Source organism: Streptacidiphilus sp. EB129, from assembly GCF_041262645.1.
GTDB lineage: Bacteria > Actinomycetota > Actinomycetes > Streptomycetales > Streptomycetaceae > Streptacidiphilus.
On the sequence record NZ_JBGCCS010000023.1, the window covers coordinates 61,575 to 79,523 of the forward strand.

General features: G+C 72.6%; 15 protein-coding genes. 8 read left to right on the forward strand and 7 right to left on the reverse strand.

All coding sequences use genetic code 11. The features are described 5' to 3' along the window. Positions 1-49 precede the first annotated feature (49 nt). A complete protein-coding gene (locus tag ABH925_RS25445; protein ID WP_370151219.1) occupies positions 50-1,285 on the reverse strand; it encodes an ABC transporter substrate-binding protein in 1,236 nt (411 codons plus the stop codon). A 188-nt stretch (positions 1,286-1,473) separates the two neighbouring features. Between ABH925_RS25445 and ABH925_RS25450 the strand changes: the two genes are divergently transcribed. Further along, positions 1,474-1,998 (forward strand): hypothetical protein, encoded by a 525-nt coding sequence (locus ABH925_RS25450; RefSeq protein ID WP_370151220.1) that lies wholly within the window; start codon positions 1,474-1,476, stop codon positions 1,996-1,998. A 133-nt stretch (positions 1,999-2,131) separates the two neighbouring features. Continuing rightward, positions 2,132-3,001 (forward strand): formyltetrahydrofolate deformylase, encoded by an 870-nt coding sequence (purU, locus tag ABH925_RS25455; protein WP_370151221.1) that lies wholly within the window; start codon positions 2,132-2,134, stop codon positions 2,999-3,001. Positions 3,002-3,021: 20 nt separating this feature from the next. On the opposite strand, the gene ABH925_RS25460 is transcribed toward purU, so the two are convergent. Both ABH925_RS25460 and ABH925_RS25465 read right to left on the reverse strand, forming a co-directional pair. Further along, the gene (locus ABH925_RS25460; RefSeq protein ID WP_370151222.1) at positions 3,022-4,188 is read right to left on the reverse strand and encodes a zf-HC2 domain-containing protein; all 1,167 of its coding nucleotides are present in this window, start codon (positions 4,186-4,188) and stop codon (positions 3,022-3,024) included. Beyond that, entirely contained in the window at positions 4,185-4,748 is a 564-nt protein-coding gene (locus ABH925_RS25465; protein WP_370151223.1) for a sigma-70 family RNA polymerase sigma factor, read from the reverse strand. Before ABH925_RS25465 ends, ABH925_RS25460 begins: the two co-directional genes overlap by 4 nt. A 263-nt stretch (positions 4,749-5,011) precedes the next feature. Here ABH925_RS25465 and ABH925_RS25470 point away from each other — a divergent pair, with 263 nt between their 5' ends. Next, positions 5,012-5,386: an STAS domain-containing protein gene (locus ABH925_RS25470; protein ID WP_370151225.1), complete on the forward strand. Its 375-nt coding sequence runs from the start codon at positions 5,012-5,014 to the stop codon at positions 5,384-5,386. Positions 5,387-5,486: 100 nt separating this feature from the next. Continuing rightward, positions 5,487-7,676, forward strand: coding sequence for a CDP-glycerol glycerophosphotransferase family protein (locus ABH925_RS25475; RefSeq protein ID WP_370151226.1), 2,190 nt, complete (start codon positions 5,487-5,489; stop codon positions 7,674-7,676). A 66-nt stretch (positions 7,677-7,742) separates the two neighbouring features. Here ABH925_RS25475 and ABH925_RS25480 read toward each other — a convergent pair whose 3' ends face one another. The 3 genes from ABH925_RS25480 to ABH925_RS25490 form a co-directional block, all read right to left on the reverse strand. Further along, the gene (locus tag ABH925_RS25480) at positions 7,743-8,846 is read right to left on the reverse strand and encodes an alpha/beta hydrolase (protein WP_370151227.1); all 1,104 of its coding nucleotides are present in this window, start codon (positions 8,844-8,846) and stop codon (positions 7,743-7,745) included. A 350-nt stretch (positions 8,847-9,196) separates the two neighbouring features. Continuing rightward, a complete protein-coding gene (locus ABH925_RS25485; RefSeq protein WP_370151228.1) occupies positions 9,197-10,840 on the reverse strand; it encodes a class I adenylate-forming enzyme family protein in 1,644 nt (547 codons plus the stop codon). 68 nt (positions 10,841-10,908) lie between these two features. Beyond that, a complete protein-coding gene (locus ABH925_RS25490) occupies positions 10,909-11,652 on the reverse strand; it encodes an isochorismatase family protein (protein WP_370151230.1) in 744 nt (247 codons plus the stop codon). Between the two features lie 95 nt (positions 11,653-11,747). Between ABH925_RS25490 and ABH925_RS25495 the strand changes: the two genes are divergently transcribed. The 4 genes from ABH925_RS25495 to ABH925_RS25510 all read left to right on the forward strand — a co-directional run bounded on the left by ABH925_RS25495 (position 11,748) and on the right by ABH925_RS25510 (position 16,179). Then, positions 11,748-13,022 (forward strand): amidohydrolase family protein, encoded by a 1,275-nt coding sequence (locus tag ABH925_RS25495; RefSeq protein ID WP_370151231.1) that lies wholly within the window; start codon positions 11,748-11,750, stop codon positions 13,020-13,022. Positions 13,023-13,095: 73 nt separating this feature from the next. Next, entirely contained in the window at positions 13,096-14,277 is a 1,182-nt protein-coding gene (locus tag ABH925_RS25500; RefSeq protein ID WP_370151232.1) for an acyl-CoA dehydrogenase family protein, read from the forward strand. After that, entirely contained in the window at positions 14,277-15,281 is a 1,005-nt protein-coding gene (locus tag ABH925_RS25505; protein ID WP_370151233.1) for an acyl-CoA dehydrogenase family protein, read from the forward strand. The genes ABH925_RS25500 and ABH925_RS25505 overlap by 1 nt, the downstream gene beginning before the upstream one ends. A gap of 331 nt (positions 15,282-15,612) precedes the next feature. Next, positions 15,613-16,179, forward strand: coding sequence for an ATP-binding protein (locus ABH925_RS25510; RefSeq protein ID WP_370151234.1), 567 nt, complete (start codon positions 15,613-15,615; stop codon positions 16,177-16,179). A gap of 759 nt (positions 16,180-16,938) precedes the next feature. Here ABH925_RS25510 and ABH925_RS25515 read toward each other — a convergent pair. Next, positions 16,939-17,877 carry a cyclase family protein gene (locus ABH925_RS25515; RefSeq protein WP_370151235.1) on the reverse strand — a complete coding sequence of 313 codons (939 nt, stop codon included), beginning with the start codon at positions 17,875-17,877 and terminating at the stop codon, positions 16,939-16,941. Between the last annotated feature and the right edge of the window lie 72 nt (positions 17,878-17,949).

A 17,949-nucleotide genomic window follows, 5' to 3' on the forward strand; every position in this document is an offset into this window, starting at 1 on the left:
CGCGGCCCCGCGGCCGGCGGCCCGTCCGGCGTCGGTGCAGCAGGATCGATCAGTGCAGCAGGATCGAGCGGACGTCGACCAGGCCCCAGCCCACGTCGGTGAGGATGCCCTTGTGGACGCGCTGGAAGGACACCTGGGTGTCGACCAGGCGGGGGGCGCTGATCAGCGGCAGCAGGTTGGACTCCTGCCAGGCCAGCGGCGGGGTCAGGCCGCCGGTGTCGATGCCGGTGCTGTTCTCCAGCGCGGAGCGCAGCGAGCCCGCCGTGACCGGTCCGTTGATCTGCGCGACCGCCTTGCGGAGCACCAGGTAGGCGATCCAGGTGGTCTCCACGCCGGGGTCGGTGGTGCTGATCCGGTTGTCTGTGAAGGCGTACTGCTGGATCGTGCTGTGCAGGTCCTTCCAGAGCGGGCTGGAGTCCGCGGGGTACCAGCCGGTGGCGATGGTGTCGTGCAGCGGCCCGGAGTCGCCTCCGGTGGAGTCGACCAGCGACTGCTGGAAGCTGCCGATGATCGAGGACAGCTGGGTCCGCACCGGGTTCAGCCTGCGGTAGTCGTCGTAGAAGGTCTGCGTGGAGGCCGAGTCCAGGGCCGTGGTCACGCAGTTGTGGTCGCCGTCGGAGCCCAGGGCCTGCTGCGCCTGCGGGGCGTAGCTGGTCAGGCCGGGCGTGACCGGCAGGTCCACCACGTCCACATGCTGCTTGCCGAGCAGTCCGGCCTCCAGGTAGCCGGCCATGTTGTCGCCGACGATGCTCTGCGGGCGGATCACCGCGACCCGGGTGCAGCCGGAGTCGAGCATCTGCTTCCCGTTGCCGGCCAGCAGGGTCTGGAAGCCGCCGTTGACCGGGTAGGAGTAGGGGGAGGTGAACTCCTCCGGGCTCAGCCCGTAGCCGCCGATGTACGGGATCTGGGCCGCCTCCAGCGAGGGCAGCGCGTCCCCGGCGAACTGGCTGTAGGAGCCGACGACGGCGACCACGTGCTGCGCGACGGCCTGGCTGGCGCAGGTGATGGCGCCCTCGACGGTGTTGTGCTCGTCGCAGGTGATCACCTGGAGCTGGTGGCCCTGGAGTCCGCCGGTGGCGTCGACCTGCTTCGCGATGGCCTCGGCCAGGGCCGGCATACCGGCCTCGCTGCCCGCGGATCCGCCCTGCGGAGCCCAGGTCATGACCTTGATCGGGCCATTGTCGTCGGCGGTGGCACTGCCACCGCAGCCGGACACCGACGCGGCGAGCAGCGCGGCGCTCGCGGCGACGGCGGCAATTCTGCCGGACTTCCTGGTGGACCTCATGGCTCTGGTACCCCTCCCCTTGGTTCCCATGGCTGTGTGCGTCCTCGACAGCCAGCCTCGACCGGGTGGCGCACCGCGAGGCAGCCGGAACCGGAAGAAACAGCTAACGGAGCGGGAACAGAAGGTGCGGAAAGTGAGTGCGGAGGCCTGTGGGAGGGGCAATCCGCGTAGAACGTAGGATCGGCTTCATGCAGGGTTCACCGCAGGAAGCTCAGAAGCAGTCGGGTTCGCAAAAGTCTTCTCGAACCGGTACCCGCTCCAGCACCATGGGCGCTATGCCGCTCACTGACATTCCCTGGTGGCGCTGGCGGGCCCGGGTCCGCTCAGCCCTGCACATGCTCGGCGACCCCGCGTTCCAGCAGGAGTACTGGGCGGTCGGCCGCGAGGGCTACGGCGACGTGACCGACGCCGTCTACCGCCTGGTCGAGGACACCTGGCTGGACCGCTGGTCGGCGGAGAAGTACGTCGGCTCGGTGCTCCGCGACTCGGCCGAGGCCGCGCTGGTCGACACCGCGGTGCTGCGGGTGCTGCGGATCCTGCACCAGGTCGGCCCGGACGCGCCGAGCGACGCCTACCTGCGGCACCACGCCTGGCCGGAGGCGGTCCGCGCCTGCCGCGACGCGCACATACGGCTGGCGCTGAACGACGGCGAGGACCCGGACACCCCGCCGCGCTCGCTCGAGGTGCTGCGCATCCTGACCGCCACGGGCTGACCGGCACGGGCCGACCGTCACAGGCCGACCCCGCTGCCGCGCCGGACCGCCGCAGGGTGAGACGCGGCGACGCACGGTCGCGGGGCTGTGGCAGGCTGTCCCCTCAGCGGTTCGCACGAGAGGACGTCCCCCGGTGGCACAGCAGCAGCCCGGAACCGGCCAGTACGTACTGACCCTGTCCTGCCCGGACAAGCAGGGCATCGTCCACGCGGTGTCCAGCTACCTCTTCCTGACCGGCTGCAACATCCTGGACAGCCAGCAGTTCGGCGACGCCGACAGCGGGCTGTTCTTCATGCGGGTGCACTTCACCGCCGAGGAGCCGGTCACCCTGGACAAGCTGCGGGCCAGCTTCGCCGCGACCGGGGACGCCTTCCGGATGGACTGGCAGCTGCACCCCTCCGCCGAGCGCTGCCGGGTGCTGCTGCTGGTGAGCCGCTTCGGTCACTGCCTCAACGACCTGCTGTTCCGGGCCCGCAGCGGGGCGCTGCCGGTGGACGTGGTCGGCGTGGTCTCCAACCACACCGACTTCCAGCCGCTGGCCGAGTCGTACGGGATCCCGTTCCACCACCTCCCGGTCACCCCGGACACCAAGGCCGAGGCCGAGCAGGCGCTGCTGGAACTGGTCGACCGCGAGCGGGTGGACCTGGTGGTGCTGGCCCGCTACATGCAGGTGCTCTCCGACGACCTGTGCAAGGCACTGGCCGGGCGGGCGATCAACATCCACCACTCCTTCCTGCCGAGCTTCAAGGGCGCCAAGCCCTACCACCAGGCGCACGCCCGGGGCGTGAAGCTGATCGGTGCCACCGCGCACTATGTGACGGCCCAGCTGGACGAGGGCCCGATCATCGAGCAGGAGGTGGTCCGGGTGAGCCATGACGTGACCCCCGCGCAGCTGGTCGCGCTGGGCCGGGACGCGGAGTGCCAGGCGCTGGCCCGCGCGGTGAAGTGGCACGCGGAGCACCGGGTGCTGCTGAACGGCACCCGCACCGTCGTCTTCACCTGAGCCGGTCAGGGCCGCGCGGTTCAGGGTCTGGAGAGCAGCCGGGCCGCGTGCAGCAGGTCGTGGGCGGCGGCGCGGTCGCCGGTGATGCCGCAGGGGAGCCGGTCCGGGTCGCGGTGCGCGGCGCAGAGGAAGCAGAACTCCACCCCGTCGACGGCCACCGTCGCCACCGGCTCGGTGTCCGGCGGCAGCGGAGTCTCGCCGGCGGTGAGCGGGATCAGCCACTCGCTCTCGCCCCGGCCCTCGATGATCAGCTTGATCACCCTCGGACCGCGCGGGTCGCCGTAGCGGTAGGACTCGTCCTGCCAGGAGGTCAGCGCGGCCAGCCCGGCCGCGCGCAGTCCGGCCATGGCCGTCGGCAGCATCCGGGACGCCAGGTCGAGCAGCTGCCGGAGGTGCGCGCCGCGCGGCGGCCCGTACGGGTAGCCCACCGCCTCGGCGATGTCCTCGGCGTGGATCCAGCACTCGAAGGCCCGGTCGACGAAGGCGTCCCGGACGGGTATCCGGAATCCGCCGTAGTCCACCAGCACCTCACCGGCCCGGCCGGCCCCGCCCGCCGCGCCGTCGTCGGCGGCCGCCTGGGCCAGCGAGGCGGTCCGGACCAGGGCCCTGGACTGCTGCCGCCAGAACGCCCGGACCGCGTCGGGTGAGCGGTTCCGGCTAGCGTCGATCAGCCGCCGGGTGCGCTCCATCAGGTCGATCCCGCCCGGGCCGGCCGGCCCGGGCAACGTGGCCAGCGCGTCGGGCAGACCCAGCGCGGCGGCCAGCAGCCCGTCCACGGCCGCGAGATGGCACAGCACCTCGGCCGGACGCCAGTGCTCCGCCCCGCCGTACCAGGGCAGTTCGGCCTCCTCCAGCCAGTCCAGCTCGCCCAGGTCGCGCAGCAGCGCGTCCAGCCGGGCCGACTCGGCGACGTACGGGGCGGCGTAGTCGGGCACCGGGACCCTGGGCGCCCGGCCGGCCAGCGCCCGGGAGATGACCTGGTTCCGCAGCGCCGGTTCCGGGTCCAGCGGCTCGTCCGTCGAGAGCCAGCCGGCCGCGTCGCGCAGCCGCGCGGCCTCGTCGGCGCAGGACCGGCAGCCGGCCAGGTGCCGCTGCAGCTGCGCGGCCTCGCCGGGCGGGCAGGCGTCGAGTGCCCAGGCGCCGAGCAGTCCGCGCAGTGACTCGTGGTCCAGCGGCAGCGCGGTCACGGTGCGGCCTCCGTGGCGAGGGCGGTGGCCAGGAGCTGCAGGCCGAGCCGCATCCGGTGCTTGGCGGTGTCCGGGCTGATCCCCAGCTCCCGTGCGGCCTGCTGGTAGGTGCGGCCGCCGAAGTAGGTCAGCACCAGGGTCTCCCGCAGCGCCCGGGGCAGGGAGGTGACCACATGCCGCACCCGGGCGGCGGTCGCCTCGGCGAGTGCCTGCTCCTCGACGCTGGACGGCTCGGCGGGTGACTCGCCCCGGTCCGGCCCGCCCCCTTCCGGGCCCTGCTCGCGGCGCAGCCGGTCGACGGCGCGGCGGTGCGTGAGCGTGCCGATCCAGGAGCGCATCGAGCCCTGGGCCGGGTCGAACTCCTCGGGGTGCTCCCAGACATGGGTGAACACCTCGCGGGTGATCTGCTCGGCGGCCCTAGGGTCGCCCAGCACCCGGTTGGCCAGCCCGTGCACCAGCGGCGCGAACTGGTCGTACAGCTCGCCGAGCGCGGACTCCTCGCCGCCGGCCAGGCGGCGCTGGATCTGCCGGTCCCAGCGGATCGGGGCGGGCGTCGCCATGCGCATCACCCCCACCGGCGGAGCCTCAGCTGTCAAGTCCCTTTGAATCTAGCGCCACCGCAGATGGGCGCACGCCCGTTTGGGGAAACCCGGTGGCCGGGCGCGCGTCGCGGGGCGAGCGCTCCCGCGCGCCGTGCTCTGCCATATCCCGGCGGATCCGGTTAGCCTGAGGATCCGTCATGGACGCTCCGTGACCGGATCTGATCCACTTCTGTCCCACTTCCCCCCACCTGACACCCCCCGACCGAGAATCGCGGCACAGCGTGACAACACTGACAGTGAGCAGCGAGGCGTACCGGGGCTGGACCCTGGTCCATGCGGTGGGAGAGATCGACCTGGTGTCCGGTGCCCGGGTCCGCGAGCAGGTGCACCAGGCCGTGGCGGACGGCTGCCGGCGACTGGTGCTGGACCTGGGCGCGGTGAGGTTCTGCGACTCCAGCGGTGTGGGCGTGCTGATCGCGGCCCGGCGGCTGATGCGGTCCTGCCGGGGCGAGCTCCGGCTGGTGCTGCCGGATCCGGAGGACGGCGGGCAGTGCGGCGAGGTGCACCGGGTCTTCGCCGCGCTCGGCGTGCGCCGGCTCTTCGACATCCACCCCGATCTGGCCTCCGCCACCGCCCCGGTGGCGCTCCCCGCCTAGCGCGCCGGCGCACGGCCGGAACGGAGCGAGGGCGGGAGCCGGGGACGTGCGGGCGTTAGGCTCGTGGCCTGCATCCTCGTCCCGTCCTGGAGTGCCCGCCGTGACCCTCTCCGTCGTCCTGCCCGTGTACGGGGTCGCCGAGTACCTGCCGCGCTGCCTCGACTCCGTTCTCGCCGCCACCGACCCCGCGCTGCAGGTGATCGCGGTGGACGACGCATCCCCCGACGCCAGCGGCGCGATCCTGGACGAGTACGCCGCCCGCGACCCGCGGCTGACGGTGCTGCACCTGGCCGAGAACCGGGGCCTCGGCGGGGCCCGCGAGGCCGGGCTGGCCCTGGCCACCGGCGAGTACGTGTGGTTCGTCGACAGCGACGACTGGCTCGCCGACGGCGCGGTCGAGGCGGTGGCCGCGCGGCTCGCCGAGGTCCGCCCGGACGTGCTGGTCACCGGCTTCGCCCGGGCCTACCCGGACGGCACGGTGGAGCCCGACACCTGGCGCGGGCTGATGGACGGGGCGCCCGACGGCTTCACCCTGGCCCAGCGCCCGGCGCTGCTGCAGATGATCCTCTCGGCCTGGAACAAGGTGGTCCGCCGGGAGTTCCTGGACGGCCTCGGGGTCCGCTTCGGCCACGGCTACTACGAGGACATCTCGGTCACCTACCCGATGCTGCTCACCGCGCGGACGATCAGCTTCCTGCCGCAGGAGTGCTACTTCTACCGCCGGCAGCGCGAGGGCGCGATCACCACCACCGCCTCGCCCCGCCACGTCGACGCCTTCGCCCAGTACGACGCGATCTTCGCCTTCCTGGACCGGCACCCCGAGGTCCCGGCCGAGCTGCGCCGGCTGGTCTTCGACCGGACCGTCAAGCAGGCGGTGACCATCCTGGACACCCCCGGTCTGGTCCCGGCCGAGCTGCGCCGGGAGTTCTTCCACCGCACCGCCGCCCACTTCGGCCGGCACCGCCCGGCCGGCTACCGGCACGCCGGCGGGCTGCGCGGGGTGCAGTACCGGCTGGTCGAGCGGGACGCCTGGGGCGCGTACCAGCGGCTGCGCCCGCTGCGGGCGCTGCCGGGCCGGCTCGGCGGCGCGGTCCCGCTGGCCCGCCGGGCCGTACGCGGCACCGCCCGTCGCGGCCTGTACGAGGCCTACCGGCGGCTGCCGCTCGACCGGAACCTGGCCGTGTACGCCGCCTACTGGTACCGCGGCTACGCCTGCAACCCGGCCGCGATCTACGCCAAGGCCCGCGAACTCGCGCCCGCGGTACGGGGGGTGTGGGTGGTGGAGACCCGGGCCCAGGCCGCCGCGCTGCCGCCGGGGGTGCCCTGGGTGCTGGTCAACACGCCCGCCTACCTGAAGGCCATGGCGACCGCGAAGTACCTGGTCAACAACGTCAACTTCCCGCACACCATGACCAAGCGGCCCGGCTCGGTGCATGTGCAGACCCAGCACGGCACGCCGCTGAAGCTGCTCGGCCTGGACCTGCGGGACCGCCCGGAGGCCGCCGACGACATGGACTTCGAGCGGATGCTGGAGCATGTGGCCCGCTGGGACTACCTGGTGTCGCCCAACCCGCACTCCACCTCCGCCTTCGGCCGGGCCTACCCGGGCCGTTACCAGGTGCTGGAGACCGGCTACCCGCGCAACGACCGGCTGGTGAACGGCAGCGCCGAGGAGGCCGCCGGGATCCGGGCCGGGCTGGGGATCCCGGAGCGGAACACCACCGTGCTCTACGCGCCGACGCACCGGGAGCAGCACGCCGGCTACGTCCCGGCCCTGGACCTGGCGGAGCTGGCCGCGGCGCTCGGCCCGGAGTTCACCGTGCTGGTCCGCACCCACTACTTCTACGCGGCGGACCGGGGCGACCTGACGGCGGGTCTGGACGGCGCTCCGGCCGGGACCGCGCAGGTGGTCGACGTGTCCGAGTACCCGAGCGTCGAGGAGCTGTGCCTGGCCGCCGACATCCTGGTGACCGACTACTCCTCGGTGATGTTCGACTACGCGGTGCTGGACCGGCCGATCGTGGTCTTCGCCCCGGACTGGGACGACTACCAGCGGATCCGGGGGGTGTACTTCGACCTGATGGAGCAGCCCCCGGGCCCGGTGGTCGGCACCCAGGCGGAGCTGGCGGCGGCGCTGCTCGACGGCTCGGCGCTGGCGCCGCCGTCGGCGAAGGCCCGGGCCGCGTTCCGGGAACGTTTCTGCCCCTGGGACGACGGTCACGCCGCGGAGCGGGTGGTCCGTGCGGTGCTTCCGGTCACGGAAGCGGCCCCAGGGGCAGCGCCGGAGTAGGTCCTCCGGCCGGTCGGTTCAGCGGTAAAGCGGTTCAGAGGAGAAGCGTTTCAGCTGCTGAGCGCGTCAGCCGGCGATCTGCTGCGAGATCCAGGTCAGCGAGCCCGGCAGCATCTTGATGAAGGTGGACGTCAGGTGGTCGCCCTTGTCCAGGGTCATCACCTGGCTGGGGCCCGGTGTGTGCAGGGCGCCGACCAGGGCCTTGGCGTCCGGCACGGTGCTGCCGTCGGTGAGCGTGCCGGTCGCCATGATCACCACGTTGGGCTGCTGCCTGGCCTGCTTCAGCAGCTCCAGCGGGTTGTTGGCGGCGGCCAGCTGCGGGTCCTTGAGCACCACCGGGGCCTCCGGCGTCGCGTAGCCGGACATCGACACGATCGCGTGGTAGACCTGCGGGTACTGGACGCCCAGGTTGGCCGCGCAGTAGCCGCCGGAGGAGTAGCCCATGATGGCCCAGTGCTTCGGGTCGGCGCTGGCCCGGAAGTTCTGCTTCACCAGCGCGGGCACGTCCTTGGCCAGCCAGGTCGCGGTCTGGTAGCTGCCGGGCAGGTTGGCGCAGCCGGAGTCCTCGGGGCCGGCGTACATGTTCATCTCGGCCGAGACCAGGATCATCGGCTTGACCTTGCCGTCGGCCATCAGCCGCTTCATCTCCTGGTGCGCCTTCATGCTGCCGAACCAGGCCTTGGCCACGCCGGGGGTGCCGGGCAGCAGCTCGACGACGGGGAAGTCGGTGTGCGCGTAGGCCGGGTCGTTGTACTGCGGCGGCAGCCAGACCAGCATGTTGGCCTTGATGTGCGAGTCCGGCCCGACCGCCTTGGTGATCAGCACGTCGTCGGTGTAGGTGGTGAAGCTCAGCTTCTGGGCGGAGGCCCCGTTCACGGAGCTCCCGCCGCTCTGGTCGCCGCTGGAGGAGCCGCCGGCGGACAGCTGCACCTCGGCGTTCTGCCCGAACAGCGATCCCCAGCTGTCGTAGAAGGGACCCATGCTGTTGTTCACATAGACCAGGACCATCAGCACGGCCACGGCCTGGCTGAGGACGGTCATGAAGACCCGGACCGCTATCCGCACGGCGGTCGGTCCAGGCACCCGGTTCCACCCCACGACCATGCCCACGATCGCCAGCACAACCAGGGCGATGGTGAGAATGAAAAAGGGCGTACCTGTGAGACTCATCGCTGACCTTTCCGGATTCTCCCGCCGTCGACTGCGGGTGCCAGGTGGGCACCTGCTGGACGGAATCCGCTGGTGAAGACGCCCGGGACGGGCCGGCGGGTTGCCGACGTCGTCCAGCGGGGGTCCCCGTGGCAGCCCTGGGGGCACGATTCCGGGAGGCGAGCTTAGCTTGAGCCTACCTGTGAGCACGGAAAGAAACTCATACCAATGGACGACCGTCGAGTGGCCGGACAGGGGGGTGCGGATGGACGCCCGATGACCTTGCGCACCCGACGTCGGGACAGGCCCACGGAGCGTGATCGCCGCCCTGGTCGTCCCGGGCGGCGGAGCGGGGCCGGAGGAGGCGGAGGTCAGCCGCGCGGGTCGGTCCAGGGCTGCTGCGCGTAGCGGTCGCGGAGCTCGTGCTTGAGCACCTTGCGGAGCGTTTCGTTGATCGGCAGCGCGTCGACGATCTCCAGCTGCTCGGGGATCTTCTGCGTCATCAGACCACCCGTACGCAGGCGTTCTGCGATTTCGGCCAGGGTGGGCGGTTCGGTTCCGGGGCGGCGTTCGACCACCGCGCAGACCCGCTCGCCGCGCACCGGGTCGGGCAGTCCGATCACCGCCACCGCACCCACCCGGGGGTCCTGGTAGATCAGATCCTCGATCTCCTTGGCCGAGATGTTCTCACCTTTGCGGATGATGATGTCCTTGAGCCGTCCGGTGAGCACCACATGGCCGTCCGCTCGAACGTGACCGAGATCACCCGTGCGGAACCACCCGTCCGGGTCGAACGACTGCCGGGTCAGCGCCGGGTCGGTGTACCCACGGCAGACCATCGGCCCGCGCAGCCGCACCTCGCCGTCCTCCCCGGTCGCCGCCGGGAGCCCGTCCGTCCGGACCACCCGTACCTCGACGCCCTGGACCGGATGGCCCTCGGTGTACGCCAGTTGCTCGGGGGTGTCGCGCGGCGAGCCCATGCAGATGGCCGGCGCCTCGGTCATCCCGTAGCCGTGCGCCAGTACGCAGCCCAGTTCCTCGGCCACCTCCCGGTACATGGCCGGAGGTCGGGGCGCGCCGCCGCCGGAGATGAGCCGCAGGCTCGGCAGCAGCCGTTCGCCGGGTGGCAGGGCGCGCTGCGCGGCGAGGAAGGCGGCGTAGAACGCGGTGCTGCCGCCGGCCATGGTCACCCCCGCCCTGCGGTAGCCGGGCAGCGCGTCCGACAGCGCGAACACCTCGACCAGCAGCGTGGGGAATCCGTGCGCCAGCACGGTCACCAGGTAGTCGGGGCCGCCGATGTGGGCGTACGGGAAGGCGATGGAGCCGACGTCCTCCGGTCCCATGTCCAGTGCGGCGGCCAGGCCCAGGCCGCCGGCGATCAGGGTGCGGTCGGTGTGCAGCGCGCCCTTGGGGACGGAGGTGGTGCCGGAGGTGTAGTAGACCCAGCGGACCGGCGCCCGGTCGTCGTCCAGGTCGGTACGGGGCGGCGGCGGGAGCGTGGCCGGGTCGCCCTGTGGCAGATCGTCCTCGTGGTACGCGACCAGCACCCGTGGCGCGGCCAGCTTCTCGGCGAAGGCGACGTAGTCGAAGCCGCGCCAGGTCCCGGGGGTGAGCACCAGTTCGGCGCCGGACTCGCGCAGGATCTGGCCGACCTCGGAGCCCCGGTAGATGGCGATGACGGGGGTCTGCACCGCCTCCAGCCGGGACAGCGCCAGCGACACCAGCACGGTCTCGATCCGGGTCGGCAGCTGCCAGGCCACCGGGGTGTCCCGGCCCACCCCGTACCGGTCCCGCAGTCCGGCGGCGATCCGTTCGGCCCGGTCCCTGACCTGGCGGAACGTCAGCACCCGGTCGGCGCCGTGCGAGTCGCCGCCATGGCGGTCGGCGTCGGGTCGGTTGCCGTCGGCCGGCTGGATGAGCATCGGGGCGTCCGGGGTCAGCGCGGCGCGTCGCTCCAGCAGCTCCCAGAGGGTCCTGGCACCGGCGAGGTGGTCGCGATCGGCGGCGGTGCTCATGATGGCCTCCCCGAATAACTGACGGTACGTCAGATACCCCTGAGACTACTGATCGACCGGGGTCCGGCTCAAGACGTCTGCACGGCCGACCAGCGGTCGGCCAGGGTGGCGGTGTCGGTCACGGTGGCGACCAGGGCCAGGGTGTGGGCCAGTACCGCGTCCGCGTACCCCGGCGGGGTGCCGGCCACCGCGTCGCGCGGCAGCACCACCTGGAAGCCGGCGTCCACCGCGCCGAAGGCCAGCTCCAGCAGGGCCACGTTCAGCGACACCCCCACACACACCAGGGTCCGCGCGCCGAGGTTGCGCAGCACCGAGCCCAGGCCGGTGTCCTGGAACGGCCCGAGGCCGTGCAGCCGGGGCAGCACCAGGTCGCGCTCCGGGTCCGCGCCGATGCCCGGGTGCAGCGCCGCGGGCCCGGAGCCGGGCGCGAGCGCGACCGGGGCCTTCGCCGCGGCGGCGAAGAGCCGGGCGTTGCGGTTGGCGCCGAGCCCGTCGTCGCGGCGCAGCGCGGTGCAGTGCAGCACCGGTACCCCGGCGGCGCGGGCGGCGGCGGTGAGGGTGCGGATGTTGCCGATCAGCCCGGCCTTGTCCGCGGCCTCGGCCAGCGCGGGGAACACCGCGTCCGCGCCCAGCACGCCGTTCTGGCACTCGCAGGTCACCACCGCGGTGCGCGCGGGCACCGTCAGCTCGACCAGGCGTGAACCGCGCGGCTGCGGCGTGCCCGGCCGCGCCGTGTCCGACCGCGCCGTGCCCGGGCGCGGGCTGTTCGGGTGCGGCTGGTTCGGGGACTGCTCGTTCGGGTGCATGGCCATCGCTCCTCTTCCCTCTCGTCTCCCGGCTCACTAGTCTGAATCTGACGGATCGTCAGGTAAAGGGTCCGGGCAGCCGGACCTCGGAGGGAGACCCCATGGACCACCTCGCGCCAACGCCCCCGCCCGAGGCCGGGGGCGCAGCGCAGGCCGACCTGCCGATGGTGGTCAGCGTCGACGACCACGTGATCGAGCCGGCGCACCTCTTCGAGACCTGGCTGCCCGCCAAGTACCGGGACCGGGGCCCCAAGGCGCTGCGCGCGGGCATCGGCGAGCTCGCCTACGTGGGCGGCCGGTACCAGATCACCATGGACCCGGACGGGCCGCCGACCGACTGGTGGATCTACGAGGACCTGAAGTTCCCGTACAAGCGGAACATCGCCGCCGTGGGCTTCGACCGCGACGAGATGACGCTGGAGGGGATCACCCGCGAGGAGATGCGCCGGGGCTGCTGGGACCCCAAGGCCCGGATCGAGGACATGGAGAACAACCATGTCGAGGCCTCGCTCTGCTTCCCGACCTTCCCCCGCTTCTGCGGCCAGACCTTCGCCGAGGCGCAGGACAAGGAGGTGGCCCTCGCCTGCGTCCGCGCCTACAACGACTGGATGGTGGAGGAGTGGTGCGGGGACAGCGGGGGCCGGCTGATCCCGCTCTGCCTGATCCCGCTGTGGGACGTGGAGCTCGCGGTCGCCGAGATCCGCCGCAACGCCGCCCGCGGGGTCCGCGCGGTCTGCTTCAGCGAGATCCCCACCTACCTGGGCCTGCCGTCGATCCACTCCGGCTACTGGGACCCGTTCTTCGCCGAGTGCCAGGCCACCGGGACGGTGGTCTGCATGCACATCGGCTCCTCCTCGCAGATGCCGGCCGCCTCGCCGGACGCCCCGCCCGCCGTGCAGGCCACGCTGAGCTTCAACAACGCCATGGCCTCGATGACGGACTTCCTGTTCTCCGGTGTGCTGGTGCGCTTCCCCCGGCTGACCCTGGCCTACAGCGAGGGGCAGATGGGCTGGATCCCCTACGCGCTGGAACGCGCGGACGACGTCTGGCGTGAGCACCGGGCCTGGGGCGGGGTGCGCGACCTGATCCCGGAACCGCCGTCCAGCTACTACTACCGGCAGATCTTCGCCTGCTTCTTCCGGGACAAGCACGGGATCGCCTCCCTGGACACCGTCGGCGTCGACAACGTCACCTTCGAGACCGACTATCCGCACGTCGACTCGACCTGGCCGGAGACCAGGGCGGTCGCGCTGGACCACGTCGCCGGGCTCCCGGCCACCGTGGTCTACAAGATCATGCGCGGCAACGCGATCCGGATGCTCGGCCTTGACCTGGACCGGAACCTCAGCCCCGAAGGGCTCCCACTCACCCGGTGACGCGCTCCGCTGTCCGGGGCGGGGCGGGGCGGGGCTTGTCGGCGGAACGGCGGACTGGAGGAAGGTGGTCGGTGTGGAGCTGAGGGACACGGACGCGGAGGCGGAGTTCCGGCACGGGCTGCGGGAGTGGCTGGACAAGACGCTGCCGGAGCTGCCGGCCACGCCGGATCCCGGTGACTGGCCGGGACGCCGGGCCTACGACACCGGCTGGCAGCGGCGGTTGTACGACGCCGGATACGCCGGGGTGCACTGGCCGGCGGACGCCGGCGGGCGGGGGGCCAGCCCGGCGGAGTACCTGATCTACCTGGAGGAGACCGAACGGGCCGGTGCGCCCTATGTCGGGGCGAACTTCGTCGGGCTGCTGCATGCCGGTCCCACCGTCGCCGCCGAGGGGACCGCAGAGCAGCGGCGCCGCTGGCTGCCGCCGATCCTGAGCGGGGCGGAGGTGTGGTGCCAGGGCTTCAGCGAGTCCGGCGCCGGGTCCGACCTGGCCGCGCTGCGCACCCGCGCGGTGCGGGACGGGGACGACTACGTGGTCAGCGGCAGCAAGATCTGGACCTCGCACGCCGAGGTCGCGGACTGGTGCGAACTGCTGGTGCGCACCGGCCCGACCGAGCCCAGGCACCGGGGCATCAGCTGGCTGGTGATGCCGATGGACGCCCCCGGGGTGACCGTCCGGCCGCTGCGGACCCTCGCCGGGACCAACGAGTTCGCCGAACTGTTCCTGGACGAGGTGCGGATCCCGGTGGCCAACCGGGTCGGCGCGGAGAACGACGGCTGGCGGGTGACCATGGTGACCCTCTCCTTCGAGCGGGGCACCGCCTTCGCCGGTGAGGTGGTGGGCTGCCGGCGGACGCTGGTGCAGCTGGCCCGGCTGGCGCAGGCGAACGGCGCCTGGGCCGACCCGGCGCTGCGGCGCCGGCTGGGCGCGCTGGCCGCGCTGTTCGGCGCGCTCTGGCGGCTGGTGCAGTGGAACGTGTCGGAGGCCCGGGCGGGGGGTGTCCCCGGACCCGGGGCGTCGGTGTTCAAGCTGCGCTTCTCCGAGGCGCGGCAGGAGTTGTACGACCTGGCCGCCGAGGTGCTCGGCACCGCGTCGCTGGTGCTGGCCGACGGCGGCGCGGAGGGGGACTGGACCGCGCAGCGGCTGCAGGGCCTGTCCTACACCATCGCGGCGGGGACGTCGCAGATCCAGCGGAGCATCGTCGCGCAGCGGGTGCTCGGGCTGCCGAAGGAGCGGAAGGGGACCGGGGGCTGATGGAGTTCCGACTGACGGATGATCAGACAGCGCTGCAGCGCGGCATCCGGGAGCTGCTGGACCGCGCGTTCGGTTCCGGGCAGCTCCGGGACGGCACGGACATCTGGCCGGAGCTGGAGGCGGCGGGCCTGTTCTCGCTGCGGGCACCGGAAGCGAGTGGCGGCCTGGGCCTGGGCCTGGCCGAGGCGGTGCTGGCGTTCGAGGAACTCGGGCGGGCACTGGTCCCCGGCCCGCTGGTCGGCACCGAACTGGCGACCGCCCACGGCCTGGCCGACGGCGGCCGGGCGGCGCTGGTCCGGCTGCCGGTCGTCCCCCGGGGGCCGCTGCTGGTGGAGCAGTTGCCGTCGCTGCGGACCCTGCTGGTGCTCGACACCGGCTGGCATGGCGACAGCCGCGGCAGCGGCGCGGTGCTGCGGCGGATCGCCCCCGGCGAGGTCACCGCGGAGGAGGTGCACTCGGTCGACCCGCTCACCCGGCTCTGGGAGCCGACCGGCCCGCTGCCGCCCGGCGAGGAGCTGCCGGCCGCCGACCCCGTCCGGCTCTGGGTCGAGGGCACCCTGCTCACCGCCGCGCTGCAGGTCGGCCTGGCCGACCGGACGGTGCGCACGGCGGTCGGATACGCCGGTCAGCGCGAGCAGTTCGGCCGTCCCATCGGTGCGTTCCAGGCGGTGCAGCACCTCTGCGCGGACATGCTTGCGCGGACCGAACCCGCACGCGTCGCGGTCCGGGCGGCGGCGGTCCTGCTGGACGCCGCCGGGACCGGTCCGGACACCTTCGAGGCCGCCGCGGCCGAGGTCGCCGGGGCCGGGCTGCTCGCCGACGAGGCCGCCGTGCGGGGCGCCCGCGACTGCCTGCAGGTGCACGGCGGAATGGGCTTCACCTGGGAGTCCGACGTCCATCTGGCACTGAAGCGGGCCTGGGTGCACCAGCGTTCCTTCGCCGGGGCGGAGGAGTGCGCGGAGCGGGCGGCGGCCGCCCTGCCGGCCGGCCTCGGACAGGTGTAGGAAGGGTGGTTCTTCCGCGACGTGCGCCGGTCCGCGCTGTTCCCGGGCGCTGTCGGATACGCTGCAGCAGGTGTGCACTGATCGGATGTCAGGGCCTGTCCGCAGCATCTGCGGAACCCGCGGGACCGGCGGTTCCGGCGAGTCGCCGGGATGGCCGGGGGCAGTATGCACCGTCCGGTCGGCAGCCGGGTGGAATATGCCCGAAGCGCTTGCTGGTCCGGCTTCGGTCGAATCATCCTGGTCGGGACGCGCAACCCAGCGCTGTCTGTGCGGTCTGCGAGGGCGAATGGCTCCCACGGTGCTGATCCCGCGAGTACGGGTGGTGTGAGCGGTGCAGGTGCTTCAGGTGCAGATCGCCGTCGATGCGGACCCGGCCGAGGTGGGCCGGGCCCGCCGCTGGACCAGGACCCGGTTGCGCGGCTGCGGTTACGACGTGGACGAGCCGCTGGCGGAGACCCTGGTGCTGGTGGTCTCCGAACTGGTCACCAACGCCGTGGTGCACACCGGGTGTCCGGCGGTGCTGCGGCTGCTGTTCCCGTTCGACCCGGCCGGCGGGGGCGGCCCGGTCCGGGTCGAGGTCGCCGACGCCAGCGACTGCCCGCCGCTACCCCGGGTGGCCCCGGGCGAGGCGACCGACGGGCGCGGCCTGGAGCTGGTCGAGAACCTCTGCGACCGCTGGGGCTGGTACCCGGACGGCTCGGGCAAGCGAGTGTGGTGCGAGATCGAGGGCGAGGCGCCGGCCGGGCCCGACGCCGCCGTACCGAACGCCGCCGTGCGCAACCCCGCGGCGCCGGACGGCGTCCTGCCGAACCCCACGGCGTCGAACGGCGTCGTGTCGAGCTCCGTCGTGTCGAACTCCGCGGTGCCGGTGTGCGACCAGCAGGTGCTGGTCGGCTGAGAAGCCGCCGCAGTCGGAAATCCGCCGCAAACCCTCACAATGCGGCAGCACTTCGTGAGCTCGGCGCAGCCCCCTGCGGGCCGGCCTCCTGGCCACGATTCGGTCATGCCCACCGCACGTTCCGATAACGGTTCCCGGTGTCAGCCGCACCACGGAGCGTCCGCGGACACCCGTTTCCCGCCGTCGCCACCCCGGCGGCAGCGGTGCCGAGAGGTCACCGGAACTGACTCCGGGCCAGCTTCCGGCCCTGCCGCGCGAGGCCGTCCGGCTCCGGAACCGGCGCCGTGACAGGGCGTTGACCTGGCCGGACGGCCAGAAGCAGGGCGCCGCTGCGCCGGGCCGGGACCGAGGGCCGCCGCAGCGTCCGGGGCTGGTGCCGGGCGGCCGGGTGCGGACCGGGGACGCCCGTGCCACGGCTGAAACAGTCCGGTGCGGAGGCCGTTCGGGAGGGGGCGGATTTCCGCCAGTTCCGAGTTGATCAGTCGTCTGAAACCGTACGCAACCAATCCGAATTCCGGACAACCCATTGACGTGACGTGTCCGTCTGATCACGCTTGGATTCATCGATTCGTTGCGAGGGGACGTCGAGGGCGCGGCCGGCGAGACGCCGGATCTCCGTCCTTGGCGAGTGCGAATCGGTGACGACGCAGGTCAGGGCCTTGGCGTCGAGATCGGGTGGCGAGGCTCTGTACCGCGTTCGAGGTCCGTACGGCACCTCGCCACCCAGTCTGCCCCGTCCCTGCAAGCCCTTGCGGCCGGTTACTTGACGGCGACCGGCGCGACCGGCGCGCCCACTCCTCCGGTGAACGGCTCGGGCGGCGCGGACAGCAGGAACGCGTAGGAGCCGTCCTCGGCGCAGTCCGCCGCCAGCGCCTCCAGGTTCCAGTTCTGGCCCTGCATCATGCCCATCTCCACCAGGTGCAGCGCGTGCACCGGCAGGTACATCCCGTCCACCTCCGGCGGGAAGATCTCGAAGGTGAGCGTGTCGTTGGCGACCGCCGCGACGTCCCTGGCGTGGAACCACTCCGGGGTGCGGTAGGAGAGGCCGGGGGAGGGGAAGGCGTAGGCGTCGCGGTCGCCGCCCAGGTAGTGCTGGATCTGCCCGGTGCGCACCAGCACCACGTCCCCGGCCCCGACTCTGACCCCGGCCAGTTCCTCGGCGGCCTCCAGGTCCTCGGGGGTGACCGCGTGGTCGCCGGCCAGCCGCCGCACGCCCCGGGCGCGGGCGACGTCCAGCAGCACGCCCCGGCTGAGCAGTGGCGGGATCTTCTCCATGCCGGCGTAGGTGGCGCCCTCGTGGGCGGTGATGGTGGCGTCGGCGGGCCGGTTGTTGTAGAGCCGGTTGCCGTGGCTGACATGGCCGAGGCCGTCCCAGTGGGTACCCGCCTGCAGGCCCATGGTCACCACGTCGTCGCTGGTGGCGATGGCGCCGGGACCGAACATCTCCCAGTTCAGCGCGACCATGGTGTGCAGCGGGTTGACCCGTCCCGGGATCAGCCCGGTCTGCACCCCGAACTGCTGCAGCGGCAGCCCGAGCGCGAACCGGCGCCCGGTGCGGACGGTCGCGGCGGCGGCGCGGACCACCTCGGGGGTGATCAGGTTGAGCGTCCCGATCTCGTCGTGGGCGCCCCAGCGGCCCCAGTTGTTGACGTGCTTGGCGATGGACCGGAACTCGTCGAAGTCGTTGAGTGCGGGCATGTGCGCGGCCTCCGGAGGGTGCGGAATCGATCTGACGATGCCTCAGGTCTGTTGTGCGCGTGGTCTCGTCCC

Bases quoted from the DNA above. Each gene is read 5' to 3' on its own strand.
- ABH925_RS25445 (WP_370151219.1), bottom strand. From the start codon at position 1,285: ATGAGGTCCACCAGGAAGTCCGGCAGAATTGCCGCCGTCGCCGCGAGC.
- ABH925_RS25450 (WP_370151220.1), top strand. From the start codon at position 1,474: ATGCAGGGTTCACCGCAGGAAGCTCAGAAGCAGTCGGGTTCGCAAAAG.
- ABH925_RS25465 (WP_370151223.1), bottom strand. From the start codon at position 4,748: ATGGCGACGCCCGCCCCGATCCGCTGGGACCGGCAGATCCAGCGCCGC.
- ABH925_RS25480 (WP_370151227.1), bottom strand. From the start codon at position 8,846: ATGAGTCTCACAGGTACGCCCTTTTTCATTCTCACCATCGCCCTGGTT.
- ABH925_RS25485 (WP_370151228.1), bottom strand. From the start codon at position 10,840: ATGAGCACCGCCGCCGATCGCGACCACCTCGCCGGTGCCAGGACCCTC.
- ABH925_RS25490 (WP_370151230.1), bottom strand. From the start codon at position 11,652: ATGGCCATGCACCCGAACGAGCAGTCCCCGAACCAGCCGCACCCGAAC.
- ABH925_RS25495 (WP_370151231.1), top strand. From the start codon at position 11,748: ATGGACCACCTCGCGCCAACGCCCCCGCCCGAGGCCGGGGGCGCAGCG.
- ABH925_RS25505 (WP_370151233.1), top strand. From the start codon at position 14,277: ATGGAGTTCCGACTGACGGATGATCAGACAGCGCTGCAGCGCGGCATC.
- ABH925_RS25515 (WP_370151235.1), bottom strand. From the start codon at position 17,877: ATGCCCGCACTCAACGACTTCGACGAGTTCCGGTCCATCGCCAAGCAC.